The sequence below is a fragment of the Agrobacterium pusense genome (genome assembly GCF_900102105.1).
Classification (GTDB): domain Bacteria; phylum Pseudomonadota; class Alphaproteobacteria; order Rhizobiales; family Rhizobiaceae; genus Agrobacterium; species Agrobacterium pusense.
On sequence record NZ_FNBB01000012.1, the window covers coordinates 71,665 to 85,496 of the forward strand.

12 protein-coding genes are annotated in these 13,832 nt (G+C 59.8%); 3 read left to right on the plus strand and 9 right to left on the minus strand.

All coding sequences use genetic code 11. The annotated features are described in order from the left end of the window. Window positions 1-55: 55 nt before the first annotated feature. Window positions 56-1,228 (minus strand): ABC transporter substrate-binding protein, encoded by a 1,173-nt coding sequence (locus BLU28_RS21680; RefSeq protein WP_077986931.1) that lies wholly within the window; start codon window positions 1,226-1,228, stop codon window positions 56-58. A gap of 339 nt (window positions 1,229-1,567) precedes the next feature. Between BLU28_RS21680 and BLU28_RS21685 the strand changes: the two genes are divergently transcribed. Continuing rightward, window positions 1,568-1,942 (plus strand): hypothetical protein, encoded by a 375-nt coding sequence (locus BLU28_RS21685; protein WP_006700227.1) that lies wholly within the window; start codon window positions 1,568-1,570, stop codon window positions 1,940-1,942. Window positions 1,943-1,968: 26 nt separating this feature from the next. Here BLU28_RS21685 and BLU28_RS21690 read toward each other — a convergent pair whose 3' ends face one another. The 5 genes from BLU28_RS21690 to BLU28_RS21710 all read right to left on the minus strand — a co-directional run bounded on the left by BLU28_RS21690 (window position 1,969) and on the right by BLU28_RS21710 (window position 8,960). Next, window positions 1,969-3,702 (minus strand): M14 family metallopeptidase, encoded by a 1,734-nt coding sequence (locus BLU28_RS21690; RefSeq protein WP_077986932.1) that lies wholly within the window; start codon window positions 3,700-3,702, stop codon window positions 1,969-1,971. Between the two features lie 5 nt (window positions 3,703-3,707). After that, window positions 3,708-4,556, minus strand: a complete 849-nt coding sequence (locus BLU28_RS21695) for an ABC transporter permease (RefSeq protein ID WP_004445140.1) — start codon at window positions 4,554-4,556, stop codon at window positions 3,708-3,710. 6 nt (window positions 4,557-4,562) lie between these two features. After that, the gene (locus BLU28_RS21700) at window positions 4,563-5,486 is read right to left on the minus strand and encodes an ABC transporter permease (protein ID WP_004445138.1); all 924 of its coding nucleotides are present in this window, start codon (window positions 5,484-5,486) and stop codon (window positions 4,563-4,565) included. Between the two features lie 76 nt (window positions 5,487-5,562). Then, a complete protein-coding gene (locus BLU28_RS21705) occupies window positions 5,563-7,098 on the minus strand; it encodes an ABC transporter substrate-binding protein (protein WP_022562725.1) in 1,536 nt (511 codons plus the stop codon). Between the two features lie 41 nt (window positions 7,099-7,139). Then, entirely contained in the window at window positions 7,140-8,960 is a 1,821-nt protein-coding gene (locus tag BLU28_RS21710; protein ID WP_004445135.1) for an ABC transporter ATP-binding protein, read from the minus strand. Window positions 8,961-9,440: 480 nt separating this feature from the next. Here BLU28_RS21710 and BLU28_RS21720 point away from each other — a divergent pair, with 480 nt between their 5' ends. Beyond that, a complete protein-coding gene (locus tag BLU28_RS21720) occupies window positions 9,441-9,743 on the plus strand; it encodes a putative quinol monooxygenase (protein ID WP_077986933.1) in 303 nt (100 codons plus the stop codon). A gap of 63 nt (window positions 9,744-9,806) precedes the next feature. Here the strand turns inward: BLU28_RS21720 and BLU28_RS21725 are convergent, their stop codons facing one another. After that, window positions 9,807-11,708: a bifunctional sugar phosphate isomerase/epimerase/4-hydroxyphenylpyruvate dioxygenase family protein gene (locus tag BLU28_RS21725; protein ID WP_077986968.1), complete on the minus strand. Its 1,902-nt coding sequence runs from the start codon at window positions 11,706-11,708 to the stop codon at window positions 9,807-9,809. Window positions 11,709-11,829: 121 nt separating this feature from the next. Between BLU28_RS21725 and BLU28_RS21730 the strand changes: the two genes are divergently transcribed. Then, complete coding sequence (locus BLU28_RS21730) at window positions 11,830-12,525, plus strand: TetR/AcrR family transcriptional regulator (RefSeq protein ID WP_042936849.1); 696 nt, start codon at window positions 11,830-11,832, stop codon at window positions 12,523-12,525. On the opposite strand, the gene aroQ is transcribed toward BLU28_RS21730, so the two are convergent. Beyond that, window positions 12,497-12,940 (minus strand): type II 3-dehydroquinate dehydratase, encoded by a 444-nt coding sequence (gene aroQ, locus BLU28_RS21735; RefSeq protein WP_077986934.1) that lies wholly within the window; start codon window positions 12,938-12,940, stop codon window positions 12,497-12,499. The two genes, BLU28_RS21730 and aroQ, sit on opposite strands and share 29 nt — an antisense overlap. Next, the gene (locus BLU28_RS21740) at window positions 12,937-13,806 is read right to left on the minus strand and encodes a shikimate dehydrogenase (RefSeq protein WP_077986969.1); all 870 of its coding nucleotides are present in this window, start codon (window positions 13,804-13,806) and stop codon (window positions 12,937-12,939) included. Before BLU28_RS21740 ends, aroQ begins: the two co-directional genes overlap by 4 nt. Between the last annotated feature and the right edge of the window lie 26 nt (window positions 13,807-13,832).

The following is a 13,832-nucleotide window of genomic DNA, read 5'->3' on the forward strand; positions in this document are numbered from 1 at the left end:
CCGGGCCGGAAACGGGCCGCCACTGGCGGCCCGGCAATATTGTCCTGTCTGGCCGTTACTTCGCGGCGGCGAGACCCGGATCGCCCTGTTTTTCGAAGGTCTGGACTTCCTTGTTGTAATAGCTGCCGTCATCGGCCTTGGCTACTTCGCGCAGATAGATGTTCTGCGTGATGTGGCGGCTTTCCGGGTCGATGCTGACCGGGCCGCGCGGGCTTGTCCAGGAAAGGCCCTTGACTGCCTCAACCGCCTTTTCCGCATCCTGCTTGCCGCCAGTGGCCTCGATCATCTTGCTGATGACATACATGCCGTCAAAGGCGCCGACGGAAGGGAAGGAGAGTTCCTTCGGATTGCCGATTGCCTTGGTTGCGGCTTCCACGAAGGTCTTGTTCTCGGGTGAATCATGCGAGATGGCATAATGGAAGGTCGTCTGCATGCCGAGTGCGGCTTCCCCGAGCGCCGGCAGGTCGGATTCCTGCGTCAGATCACCCGGCGCGAAGAGCTTGACGCCTGCGGATTTCAGGCCGTTGTCGTTGAAGGCCTTGACGAAACCGAGCGTGGTCGGGCCCGATGGCAGGAAGGCGAAAACACCCTGTGCGCCGGAATCCTTCACACGTTGCATGATGGGACTGAAATCATTGGTGGAAAGCGGCATGCGGATGGTTTCAACCACTTCGCCGCCGGCAGCGGTGAAGGCCGCCTTGAAAGCATTTTCGGCATCGACGCCCGGGCCATAATCGCTGACCAGTGAGATGACCTTCTTCACGCCGCCGTCAAAGGCCACCTTGGCGATGGGGGTGGAAGTCTGCCAGGTGGTGAACGACGTGCGCACCACATAGGGGCTCTTGGTCACGATGGCCGAGGTGGCGGCATTCATGACCACCATCGGCACGTTGCCCTGCTTCAGCAGGGGTGTGACGGCCATGGCGTCAGGGGTAAAATAGAAGCCGGCAAGATATTGCACGCCTTCCTTCACCACCAGATCCTGCGCCAGTGCCTTGGATTGCGCCGGATCGGCCTGCGGCACATCGCGATAGACGACCTCCACCGTGTCATTGCCGACCTTGTTGCCGTGAAGGGCAAACCAGGCATCGATGCCGGCCTTGAAGTTCTTGCCCTGCAGCGCAAACGGGCCGGAGAACGGGCCGACAACGCCCACCTTGATCGTTTCTGCATAAGCGGCAGAGCTGAAACAGATGGCCGCTATCGCCACGGTGATCCGAAATTTCATGGTTTCCTCCAAATTCGCCTGTGGCTCCCATCCACCGGTCCAGGCTGCCAGATTGATGATTAAGAATATCAAAGTAAAATGAAATAAGGGGGGTAATAAATAACCTGACGGTTATCAATACCGCGTCTTTGACGCCTTGCCCATATCGGATCGGGAAATCAGCCCGGCGCCTGCCCCTTTTTCAGCTCCACATCGCCTTGGTCTTCGCGGTCTAACAGTTCGGGGCAAATGTCGCCTGCAACCGCGCGACCGGCCGTCCCGCAACCAGAGCTTTAACCAGTTCTAAGGGGATTTTTCGTAGTCTCCCCAAGCATATTTAGAACGTTATTTGGTGTCTTGATGGGCGAATATCAGAATAAAGCTGTTGAGCTGATGCGCAATCGCGTTGGAGAAAACAGGCTCAACAACCGGATCGAGCGTCGTGAAGCATTTCTGCGCAAGGCGCTGACGCTTTATCATGCCATGGGTGGTGCGATGGAGGATGTGGAAGCGGCCGTCAAGGACGCCGTGTCATCACCTGCACCGACCATCGACGTGGCCGTTGGCGACGTGATGTACAAGCTGGCCGCCATCGGCCATGTGGCCGATCTCGATATTATCCAGGCGGGATATAACAAGCTTGATGCCGCCAACCTGCATATTCTCAGCAAGGGCAAGAAGCTGCTGCAAAAACAGCGCGATCAGAAACTGGCTGCGACAACGCCGGGGAAGTGAACCGCCCGCCCGGGGCGGTTGCCGTATCAGGCCACTTGCGGCGACAGGATTTCCTGCCAGGCATCGTAGGCGGACAGCACCGTTTCCATTTGCGCCGTGTGGCCGGTGATGAAATCCGTGCCATAGATGGTTTCGTCGGGATATTCGGTGATCAGCGTCATCGGCACGGTGTGGCGGTCATCGATGGACGACAGGCACGGAAAGCCGTTGATGATGCGGAAACCGGTTTCGCCGGCGTGGATTTCATAAAGCGCGATCTGGCGGTTATTGTAGTCGAGCAGGCCGGGAATGGCGCCGAGATGGCGGGTTACCTTGTCCAGCAGGGCTTCCGCTCGGCTTTCCCAGTCCGCATGGTGGCGGATGATGAGGAAGAAACCCTTCGGCAGCGTCCACATGGCGAAATTGCGCGGCACATAACCGGACAGAGGCCGGGTCCACTCATGTGAAGGATACCCGTGCAGGTTCACATGCAAACTGGCGCCGCTCATTTCCTGCGCCTTGAAACGGATTTCCTTCTCGTTCAGATGCGCAGCCGAATTTTCCGGCGTGCGATATTCGAGGTCATCGCCAAGGGCGGTGTACCGCGCCGCATGATGCATGTGGCGCGGATTATCGACGCGCAGACGCTGATGCAGGGCGTAACCGTCAGGATTTTCCAGCGGCGAGATGGTGAAATGCGCGCCCTTGCGATCAGCGAGTTTGCGGGCGGCGCGGATGGCGCCGACGATGCCCGTCGTCTCGTTGGGGTGCTGGCCGCCGCTGATCATCACCGCGGCATCGCTGCCGGCGAGATAACGGGCGGAAAGGATGCGGCCGGAGCGGGAGCGCGCCTGGAATGCCTCGCCGCCGATTTCCTCAAGCAGCCCTGCGAGCTGGCCTGCCGCAACCGGTTCGCGCGCCTCATCGATCGGTTGCTCGCCGCCATCGAGGAAGGCGGTTGTGAGCGGGCGGGTCTCGATGTGAAGGGTGATCTCGCCTTCGCTTTTGACGATTTCCGGTACGATCTGGCCGGGCTTGAGGCCACGGTCACCCAGCGGTCGGCCGGATTTTTTCTGAAAGAACTCCAGCAGCGAGAAATAGAAATCCTCGTGCAGCGCTTCGCGCAGGCTGACGACCTCATCACCAACGGAAAGAGGCAGATCTTCTGCCGGATGGGTAACACGGATGTTCAGTTCCTCGAAATAGGGCTCTTCATCGCCCCAGCCGTGGTTGGCGACGGCACTGATTGCCGCTTCAAAAAGCTGTTCGTAATCCGTCTCCAGTCGCTCGCCCGAGGCATCACCGGCAAGCCGGAACCAGCCGGTTGGCGAGACATTGGTTTCGCCGACGATATCGGTATGAACCCGGTTCGGAGCCAGAACCTTCAGAGTTTCCGTCTTGCCACGGCGGCTCAGCGTCACCTCATAATGGAAACTGCCGTCCTCGCGGGCGATGAAATCCAGCTTCGCGTCGCCCACCAGCGCCGCCAGCGGATAGGCCTCCAGCCGGAAACGGTTGGAGGGGGCGTTTTCGTGCACCGGGTAACGCACTTCGATGGCGTCGACGCCATCCAGATTGATCTCTTCCAGAAAGGTGAAGAGAAGCGGCTTGTAGGCGCTGCGGATGCGGGCGCAGATGCCTTTTTTCTTCAGCCTCTCTTCAGTCTCGCGGCGGCTTTTGGCGTCATCGAAGGTCCATGCCTCGAAGGACTGGCCGGGCTCGGCTTTGGCGACAAGCGCGTCCAGCGTGCGTTCGAAGGTCTGGTCGAAAATCTGGCTCATCACGGTTACCTCGAGGTTCTGCCTGTTGGGTCGAGGCTGTCGCGCAGCCAGTCGCCGAGAAGGTTGAGGCCAAGCACGGTCAGAAGAATCGCAAGGCCGGGAAAGACGCTAACCCACCATGCCGTCTGCAGATAGGTACGCCCATCCGCCAGCATGCCGCCCCAGCTCGGAATTGTCGGATCAACGCCGAGACCGAGGAAGGTGAGGCTGCTTTCCAGCAGGATGTTGTTGGCGACGTTGAGCGTCATCAGCACGATGACCGGGCCGATGAGGTTCGGCAGCAGGTGCTGAAGGATGATGCGCCAGTCTTTCACGCCGATGGCGCGGGCGGAAAGAATGAATTCCCGCTCCCTGAGCGTCAGCACCGATCCGCGCACGAGACGGGCATATTGCACCCATTGCGAGACGATCAGGAGGATGATGGTGTTGGTGAGACTGCCGCCGACAATTGCGATGAAGGTGATGGCGAGCAGGATGAAGGGCATGGCGAGCTGGATATCGGCAAAGCGCATGACCAGCATATCCCAGAAGCCGCGATAGTAACCGGCGACAAGCCCAACCGCGACGCCGAAGATGACAGCACCGATGACCGAGGTGAAACCGACCAGCAGCGAAATCTTGCCACCTGCGACGACGCGGGCGAGCACATCACGCCCGAGCGGATCGGTGCCGAGGGGATGGGCGGCATTGGCGAAGGGTTTGGCAAGGCGCGCCATCAGGTCGATCTTGTCGGCCCCGCCAGGAAACAGCACATCGGAAAAGATGACGGCAAGGCAGATGATTGTCGTCAGCGACGCGCCGAGGACGAATTCGAGATTGGTGAAGCGCGCGAGACGCGAGGTTTTGGCAGCCATCGTCACTTACTCCGTGCGGATGCGCGGATCGACAAGCCCATAGGCGATATCGACCAGAAGGTTGATGCCGACGATCATCAGCGACAGCACGGTGATGACGGCCTGAAGCACGGGATAATCGCGCGCGCCGACCGCGTCGAAGGCGAGCGTGCCGAGGCCCGGCCAGTTGAAGACACGCTCGATAACGACGATACCGCCCAGCAGCCCGCCAAATTGCAGGCCGAAATAGGTGATGAGCGGAATGGCGCAGTTGCGCAGCGCATGTTTGTAGAGAACCTTGCTTTCACTGAGCCCCTTGGCGCGCGCCACCATGACGTATTGAGAACGCAGCGTATCGAGCATTGCCGTGCGCACAAGGCGTACATTGGTGGCAGTAAGGATCACACCCATGGTGACCGCGGGCATGATGTAGCTCGCAAAACCGCCCATGCCGCTTGGCGGCAGCCAGCCGAGCGTGATGGAGAACAGCAGCACCAGCATGGTGGCCAGCCAGAAATTCGGGAAGGAAAGGCCGATAAGCGAGAAGATGCGGATCACCTGATCGGCCGTCTTCCCGCGCGATGTTGCGGCCTTGATGCCGAGCGGGATGGACAGCGCAATCGACACCGCCATGGAGATGAAGGCCAAGAGCAGCGTGGCGGGCAGGGCATCGGCGATCAGGCGCGAGACCGGCGTGCTGCCGGTGAAGCTGCGGCCGAAATCGAGCGTCAGAAGGCCCTTCAGGAAGCTGAAATATTGCACGAAGAACGGCCGGTCGGTGCCGAGCGCCGCACGGATGCGCGCCAGATCATCTTCAGTCATGCTGCCGCCGCCCTGGAACATGGTGACGGCGGGGTCACCCGTCAGGCGGATGGCGAAAGAAACGAGAAGGGTGATGGCGATGACGACAAAAATCGCCTGCAGCAATCGCTTGATGAGGAAACCGGCCACGTTTTTTACCTTGAAGAGAGACCCGGCCTTGCCCGCATTGCGGCGGGCAAGGTGTGTTGATCAGAAACCAGCCTGATTATTCGACGGTAACGTCGGTCAGTTTCAGGCGATTGTCAGGCGGTGCGACAAAACCCTTGACCCGTTTGTTGATGCCGTAAATGGCATTGGTGTTGTAGAGCGGGATTTCCAGCGCGCGTTCGGCGGTGTAGCTGCCGATTTCCTTGAGAATCTTTTCGCGCTCGGCGCGGTCCGTCAGCGGACGCTGGGATTCCAAGAGCTTGTCCAGCTTTTCGTCCTTGTCATAGGGGTTCCACTTTTCACCCGAGTGATACATGGAATAGGCGGTGTTATCGTAATCGAAGGTCCAGCCGCCCCATTTCTGCTGGAACATCGCGCCGGTCTTGCCCTGCGGAATGATGTCGTTCAGGAGAACGTTGGTTTCATAGGGCTTGATGGTAGCGGTGATGCCAACCATGGAGAGGTAGCTGGAAATGACCTGCGCCACCTCGTTCATCGTCGCGTCATTGCCGCGGATGTCGATCTGCAGCGCCGCACCCGGCTTGACGCCGGCTTCTGCGAGCAGCTTTTTCGCGCCTTCAGGATCGTAAGGCAGCGGCTTTAGTTCCGGATCGTAACCGAAGGACAGCGCGCTCTGGAAGCTTGCGATTTCCGATGCCTGGCCGGCAAGGATCGACTTGACGATGGTGCCGCGGTCGACGGCCATGATGATGGCCTTGCGGACCTTCGGATCGGCGGTGATGCCGTCACGGGTGTTGAAACGCAGCGCGTCGACCGTCGGGCCGGGAACGCTGACGATCTGAAGCTTGGAATCGCCTTCGATGACCGGGATCATGCCGATCGGGATGGTGGGCGGAATGACGAGATCGACGCGGCCTGCCTGCAATTCGGCAACGGCGGTCGCCGGCTCTGAAATGAAGCGGTATTCCAGTTCGGAAAGCTTCGGTGCGCCGCCCCAGTAATCCGGGTTGGCTTCAAGCTTGATGTTGGTCTTCGGTGCATAGGATACGAATTTGAACGCGCCGGTGCCGATTGGGTTGAGGTTGAAGTTGTCCTCACCCTTTTCCTGGATATATTTCGGCGGCACGATCATGCCGCCATAACCGGCAAGCTTGGTGAGCAGAACCGGATCCGGCGCCTTCAGCTTCATGTCGACGGTGTAGTCGTCGATGACATCGACGCTTTCGATGGCGACATAGTTGGAGCGCTGCGGGCCCTTGGCACCCTGTTCGCCAAGAAGGCGCTCGAAGGTGAACTTGACGGCGGCGGCGTTGAAGGGCTCGCCATTGTGGAACTTGACGTTCTGGCGCAGCTTGAAGCGGATGCGCTTGCCTTCATCCAGCTCTTCCCAGGATTCGGCGAGGCCGGGCACGACCTTCAGGTCCGGGCCGCGATAGGTGAGGCCATCGAAGATGTTGGTGGCGACAGCCGCCCATTGAACGAGGAAGGTGTCGATCGGATCCCAGCTGCCCGGATCCTGCGGGCTGGAAATGGTCATCTTGCCGGCGGCAAGAGCCGGTGCGGCGGTCAAGGCCGTTGCGGCCATGGCAAGCGCGACGAACGTTGTCGTCATCCCCTTCTTGATCATTGTCATCTACCTGTTCCTCTTCAGATGGTTGTGGTTCTGGTTGTTATTCAGGCGCTCTTCGCGATGAAGTGGCCCGGATTGATTTCCTCATGGGCGAGAATGGCCGGCTCATCGCCGACACGGCGCACGGGATTGGGAATTTCGCCCTCGATCATGGCGATGCGGCGCTCGATGGTCGGATCGGCCACCGGCACGGCCGATAGCAGGCGGCGGGTATAATCATGGGTCGGCGTTTCGAAGACCTGGCGGCGGCTGCCCATTTCCATGATCTGGCCGAGATAAAGCACGGCGACGCGGTGGCTCATCTTTTCCACGACAGCCATGTCATGGCTGATGAAGAGATAGGCGAGCCCGCGCTCGGCCTGCAAATCCATGAACAGATTGATGATCTGCGCCTGAATGGAAACATCGAGCGCCGACAGCGCCTCGTCGGCAATGATGAGCTTCGGATCGGAAGCGAGCGCGCGGGCAATGCAGACACGCTGGCGCTGGCCACCGGAAAACTCGTGCGGATACCGCGCGGCGTGCTCGGAGGAGAGGCCCACACGCTCCAGCAATTCATCCACCCGCCGCTTTACGGCTTTCTGATCATTGATCAAACCATGGGTGTTGATCGGCTCGGCAATCGAAAAACCAACCGTCTTGCGTGGATCGAGCGAGGCGAAGGGGTCCTGGAAGATATATTGCACTTCCTGACGCATGCGGAAGCGTTCCGCCGCCGACATCTGTGCAAAGCTGCGGCCGTTGAAGGTTATTTCGCCCGAGATGGCCGACTGCAACTGCTGGATGGTGCGGCCGATGGTGGATTTGCCAGAGCCGGATTCTCCCACCAGCGCCAGCGTTTCGCCGGCATGAATATCGAAACTGACCTTCTGCACGGCGCTGCACCGGTGCGTTGCCTTGCCGAACAGGTTCTTGCGGATATCGAAGCGCACGAACAGGTCCTTGACCGACAGAAGCGGTTTCTGGTCGTATTTCGCGGTATTTTGCACGCGCTCTTCACCGATCACGACCGGCTGGCCATCCTGCAGCACCGTGAGCGGCAGGCGCTTCGGGAAGGCTTCACCTTCCATGCTGCCAAGGCGCGGAACGGCGGAAAGCAGGGCGCGCGTGTAAGGGTGCTGCGGATTGGCGAAGATATCCTTGACCGGACCTTCCTCGACCTTTTTGCCCTTCCACATGACGACGACGTCATCGGCCATTTCCGCCACCACGCCCATGTCATGGGTGATGAAGACCATGCCCATGCCGAGCTTCTTTTGCAGGTCGCGCATGATGTTGAGGATCTGCGCCTGAATGGTCACGTCGAGCGCCGTCGTCGGTTCGTCGGCAATGAGAAGCTTCGGGCGACAGGCGAGCGCCATGGCAATCATCACACGCTGGCGCATGCCGCCGGAAAGCTGGTGCGGGTATCGCTTCAGAAGCTCGGCTGCATCGGGCAGGCGCACCATTTCGAGAAGCTTCTGTGCTTCTGCCATCGCTGCCTGCTTACCCATCTTCTCATGCAGCACAAGCACTTCGCAGATCTGGTCGCCGATGGTGAAGACGGGGTTGAGCGAGGTCATCGGCTCCTGGAAGATCATGGCGATCTCCTTGCCGCGGATCGAGCGCATCTCTTTCTGAGAGGCCTTCAGCAAGTCCCTGCCTTCAAACAGGATTTTGCCTGTCGGATAGGTCGCGCCCATCATGTCCGCAAGGCGCATGGTGGAGAGCGACGTGACCGATTTTCCCGATCCGGATTCGCCGACGATCGCCACTGTGCGGCCGGGCTCGACGCGAAAGGAAATATCGTCCACGACGCGGCTGTTGCCAAACTCGACGCTCAGGCCTTCGACGGACAGCAGGGCGTTTGCGTTTGCGGCAGTCATGTCAGTGTCTCCGGCGTGGCCTGCGCCGGTGAAGCGGCGCGGTGGTCTGGAAAAGGAAAAGGGCGATGGGCAGGCGAGCTTGGCGCAACGCCAGGCGGGAATGTCGAAAATGTCGGGTGAGATCGCATCTTCAGGATGCTTTTTCACGGGGAGCCGCGCGACAATCGATGCCCCGCATTAATAGCCGCAGTGCCGCCGCAGCCGTGCCGGTTACATCCATGGCAGCCACCCGACGCGAAACGCCGGATGCCAATTCGACAATGCGCATGAAACCTTATTCTCCCCCGCCCTTGTTTTATGGAAAAAGCTAACAAAACAGAACAATCATGTCCATAGTGTTGAACAATTTTTGTGTACTGCTCTACAAATACGCATATGCACCGATTTTGAGCGCGTGTTCCTGCACAATGCTTCGCAAAGAGGCGTGTATTCCGCCTGTAGCGCCACTAAAAACGCTGAGAAGAACGAAGAGGAATAGGAATGCCGTGCATGAACAATAGGGCAGGTGCAGTCAGGCTGAGGGGTTTTCTACGATGCTTGTCCAAGGATGATGTCGAACTGGTCCGGCGCCACCTTCCTGAACATCTTCGTCTGACGAGAGAGGAACCCGGCTGCATTTCCTTCGAGGTATCCGAGACAGACGATCCCCTGATCTGGCGGGTTGAGGAGCTTTTTGCCGATCGTGCCGCCTTTGATTTTCATCAGCAGCGGACGCGGGCGTCGGAGTGGTTTATGGCGACCTCCGTCATTCCACGCGATTACGAGATAACGACATTGGAATAAATGAGAATAGGCCGCAGCGGCATTCCTGCCGGCTGCAGCCTGTTCGGATTTCGCTGCCGAGACCTATTCCTTCGGCATGCCAACCGGCGGCGCAAGGCGTCGTTGCGCGGCAATGCGGAAGGGGGCGTTCATGGCACCATAACCGCCGTAAGCCCCGCGTCTTTCGATGATTTCGAAGAAGAAACCTTCGCCGAAGGTGCGGCTGTAGATCTGGAAATATTCGCCATTGTCGTCGCGGTCATAAAGGATGCTGGCAGCCCGGAGAGCATCGGAAAATTCCGGCTCCAGACCGAAACGCGCTTCCAGATCGTCGTAATAATTGCGCGAGATCGGCAGCGCCTGAAAACCGCGCGCCTGCATCGCCTTGGCCGTTGCGAAAATATCGTGGGTGGCGAAGGCGATGTGCTGGATGCTGGTGCCGAAACCTTCAGCCAGGAATTTGCCGGCGAAGGTCTTGCGATTGTCGGCACCGTTCATGGTCAGGCGAAAATGCGGCGAGGGTACGCTTTCAATCGCCTGGCTGCGCACCAGCCCGCCCGGATCGACCACATCGACCATCGGTGTGCGGCGGGTAGAAAACAGCGAGGTGTAGAACAGAAGCCACGTCAGCATTTCATCGTAATGCGTTGTTTGCGCAAGATGATCGATCCTCTTCAGCCCGGCATCGCCAGCTGGTTTATTGTCGCCGACTGTCGCAAACTCATTGTCCCAGATGGAAGCAAGCGCCGGCGAATCGTCGAGGAAATAAATGACACCGTTGCCCACGCCCTGAATGGCCGGGACGGCGACTTCGCCCGTCTTGCGCGGCTCGGCGAAGGTGGGCGCACCCAGCGCTTCAGCACGCGCCAGCGCCGCTTTGGCGTCATCGACCTTCAGGCCGAATGCATAGGCATTGGTGCCGTGGATGGAATAGGACGCCCCGGCGAAACTGTCGCCGCCATCACTGGTATTGATGACGATGCGGATATCGCCCTGGGTGTAGAGGTCGACATCGCGATTGCGGTGATGTGCGGTTTTCTCGAAACCGAGCGTGGCGAGCAGCGCCTCCAGATTGATCTTTTCTTCCGGCGCCGTGGTGAATTCCACGAACTCCACGCCCCGCGTCTCAACCCGGTCCGGCATGGCGGGCACGTCGATTCTGATATCCGGCTCAAGACGGCGCACCTGATCCATCAGGTTGACGAGCGAGCGGTGGCCGTCCTCCGCGAGCAGCCGGGCCGAGCCGCCGCGGAACTGGTCATTGAAGATCTCGAGCGACAGCGGGCCGCTATAACCGGTTGCAGCCACGGCGCGCATGAAATCCACGACAGGCAGATCGCCTTCTCCCGGCATGTTGCGGAAATGGCGGCTCCAGTAGAGCAGGTCCATGTCGATCAGCGGCGCATCGGCCAGCTGGACGATGAAAATCTTGTCGCCGGGAATGGAACGGATGGAATTGGGATCGATCTTGCGCGACAGCGTGTGGAAACTGTCGAGAATGATGCCGACATTGGCGTGGTCAGCACGGCGCACCACTTCCCAGGCATCGCGGTGATCGCTGATGTGACGGCCCCAGGCAAGCGCCTCGTAACCCACGCGCACGCCATGTTTTGCGGCAAGTTCGCCCAGCTGATGGAAGTCGGCGGCGGCGCGGTCTATGCCGCCGAGCGAGACCGGCGAGACATTCGAGCAGATCAGCATCAGATCTGTGCCGAGTTCGCCCATGATGTCGAATTTCCGCTGCGCTCTCTCGAAGGCGCGGGCGCGGTGCGGCTCCGGCATGCCCTCGAAATCGCGGAACGGCTGAAACAGGGTGATATCAAGTCCGTGGTCGGCAGCCAGTGCCTTTACCTCGCGCGGGGAGGCGTCATAGGTCAGGAAATCGTTTTCGAAAATCTCCACGCCGGAAAAGCCGGCCTTGGCGATCGCCGCCAGCTTTTCGGGGAATTCGCCACTGATCGATACGGTTGCAATGGATGTGCGCATTGGCATGCCGTGTCCTGCTGTGTCATAGCTCGCCATATTGCCTTCCTTTTCAGCCTTATGTACTGATTGGTTAATAAGCAGGGCGTGACCGCAGGCCGCCGCCCCACCGATGGAATGGATGATGACCAAAACTGCGACTTTGAACGCGACCCGAGAAAGCCGGCAGGCGAAGCGTGATCCGGAAGGGGTTCGCCGCGACATTCTTTCGGTGGCCATGGAAGAGTTTTCGCAAAACGGCCTCTCCGGCGCCCGCATCGATGAAATAGCGGCGCGCACGCGCACGTCCAAGCGCATGATCTATTATTATTTCACCGACAAGGAGAGCCTTTACCAGCGCGTTCTGGAGGAGGCTTATGCCAAGGTGCGCGGCGGCGAGAGCGATCTGGAGCTCGATGATTTGGAACCGGCTGCGGCGCTCGACAAGCTCTGTCGGTTCACCTTCGATCACCACCGGCGCAATCCCGCTTTCATTCGCATGGTGATGATCGAGAACATCCATCACGGCCGGCACATGCAGTCCTCCGAAACGATCCGCCAGCTCAACCGTCCGGCCATCGATGCGCTGGAAAGCGTGCTGCTGCGAGGCCAGCAGAGCGGCGTCTTCCGCGAGGGCATCGATGCGCTGGAATTGCACTGGCAGATCAGCGCGCTGTCCTTTTTCAACGTCTCGAATGTCACGACGTTCTCGTTCATCTTCGGCGACAGCCTGTTCACCGATGCGGGACAGGAGACATTGTCGCGGCATGTCAGCGACATGGTGCTGCGTTATGTGCTGACGCCCGCCCATATCACGACGAGCGCGAAAGACGGCCAATGAGGTGGCGCAGCGCCACTTCATAACCTTCGATGCCGAGGCCGGCGATCACGCCTTCGGCGCGGGTCGAGACATAGGAGTGGTGCCGGAAGACCTCGCGCTTGTGGATGTTGGAAATGTGAACCTCGATCACCGGCCCCTCAAAGGCATTGAGCGCATCGAGGATGGCCACCGACGTATGGGTAAAGGCGCCGGGGTTGATGGCGATGCCTGCGGATTTGCCGCGGGCTTCGTGAACCCAGTCGATCAGCTCATATTCCCGGTTGCTCTGGGCAAAAAACAGTTCGTGGCCGGCGGTTTCTGCGATCCCGCGGCAACGGGACTCGATGTCAGCGAGCGTTTCATAGCCGTAGATTTCCGGCTGGCGCTGGCCGAGCAGGTTGAGGTTCGGGCCGTTGAGGATGGTGAAAAGACTCATGCCACCCCCTCCGCCATGCACAGCTCGGTGAAATGTGCGGTCATACGCGCAGCGTCCGGCTCGCGGCCGCAGAAGAGGCGGAATGCGCCAACGGCCTGAAACACCGTCATGCCGCCGCCGGGCAGGGTGCGACAGCCCTTTTTCGCCGCCGTCGCCAGCAACTCGGTCACGAGCGGCATGTAGACGATATCGGCCACCCAGTGTCGTTGTTCGATCAGGGCGGCCGAAACCGGCATGCCGGGATGGGCGGGCATGCCCATTGGCGTGGCGTGGATCAGGCCATCGGCAAAGGGCAGGGAAGCGGCCGGGTCGCCAACGGCAAAGGCGCGCCCTTCTCCGAACCGGTCGTTGAGTTCGCTCGCCAGGCGCTCGGCCCGGGGCAAATCGCGATCGAAAATATCGAGTCTCATAATATCGAGCTTCAGGGCGGCATGGGCGACAGCCACACCGGCGCCGCCTGCGCCGACCAGCAGCGCCCGATCACGCTTTGCATCCGGCAGGCCGCGCACGAAGCTTTCGTAAAAGCCGTACCAGTCGGTGTTATGGCCAATGCGGCGGCCGTCGCGGAAGACGACGGTATTGACCGCTCCAAGCATGCGGGCGTCGTCAGAAAGTTCGTGCAGATGCGCGATGACGGCCTGTTTGAACGGATGGGTGATATTGGTGCCGGCAAAACGGCGCGCCTCCAGCTCATCGAGCAGATCGGGAAGGGCGCTCAGGGGCAATTTGCGGGCGGAGACATCCACCAGCTCATAAGAATAGTCGAGACCATGGGCTGCTCCCTCGCGCATATGCAGCGCGGGTGACTTGGATAGCTGGATATCGGCGCCTATCAGGCCGACCTTGAATGCGGTTTTGTCTGTCATGATCTCGGGTCGTTCATCTGTTCGGC

Bases quoted from the DNA above. Each gene is read 5' to 3' on its own strand.
- BLU28_RS21680 (WP_077986931.1), bottom strand. From the start codon at position 1,228: ATGAAATTTCGGATCACCGTGGCGATAGCGGCCATCTGTTTCAGCTCT.
- BLU28_RS21685 (WP_006700227.1), top strand. From the start codon at position 1,568: ATGGGCGAATATCAGAATAAAGCTGTTGAGCTGATGCGCAATCGCGTT.
- BLU28_RS21690 (WP_077986932.1), bottom strand. From the start codon at position 3,702: ATGAGCCAGATTTTCGACCAGACCTTCGAACGCACGCTGGACGCGCTT.
- BLU28_RS21695 (WP_004445140.1), bottom strand. From the start codon at position 4,556: ATGGCTGCCAAAACCTCGCGTCTCGCGCGCTTCACCAATCTCGAATTC.
- BLU28_RS21705 (WP_022562725.1), bottom strand. From the start codon at position 7,098: ATGACAATGATCAAGAAGGGGATGACGACAACGTTCGTCGCGCTTGCC.
- BLU28_RS21710 (WP_004445135.1), bottom strand. From the start codon at position 8,960: ATGACTGCCGCAAACGCAAACGCCCTGCTGTCCGTCGAAGGCCTGAGC.
- BLU28_RS21720 (WP_077986933.1), top strand. From the start codon at position 9,441: ATGCCGTGCATGAACAATAGGGCAGGTGCAGTCAGGCTGAGGGGTTTT.
- BLU28_RS21725 (WP_077986968.1), bottom strand. From the start codon at position 11,708: ATGCGCACATCCATTGCAACCGTATCGATCAGTGGCGAATTCCCCGAA.
- BLU28_RS21730 (WP_042936849.1), top strand. From the start codon at position 11,830: ATGACCAAAACTGCGACTTTGAACGCGACCCGAGAAAGCCGGCAGGCG.
- aroQ (WP_077986934.1), bottom strand. From the start codon at position 12,940: ATGAGTCTTTTCACCATCCTCAACGGCCCGAACCTCAACCTGCTCGGC.
- BLU28_RS21740 (WP_077986969.1), bottom strand. From the start codon at position 13,806: ATGACAGACAAAACCGCATTCAAGGTCGGCCTGATAGGCGCCGATATC.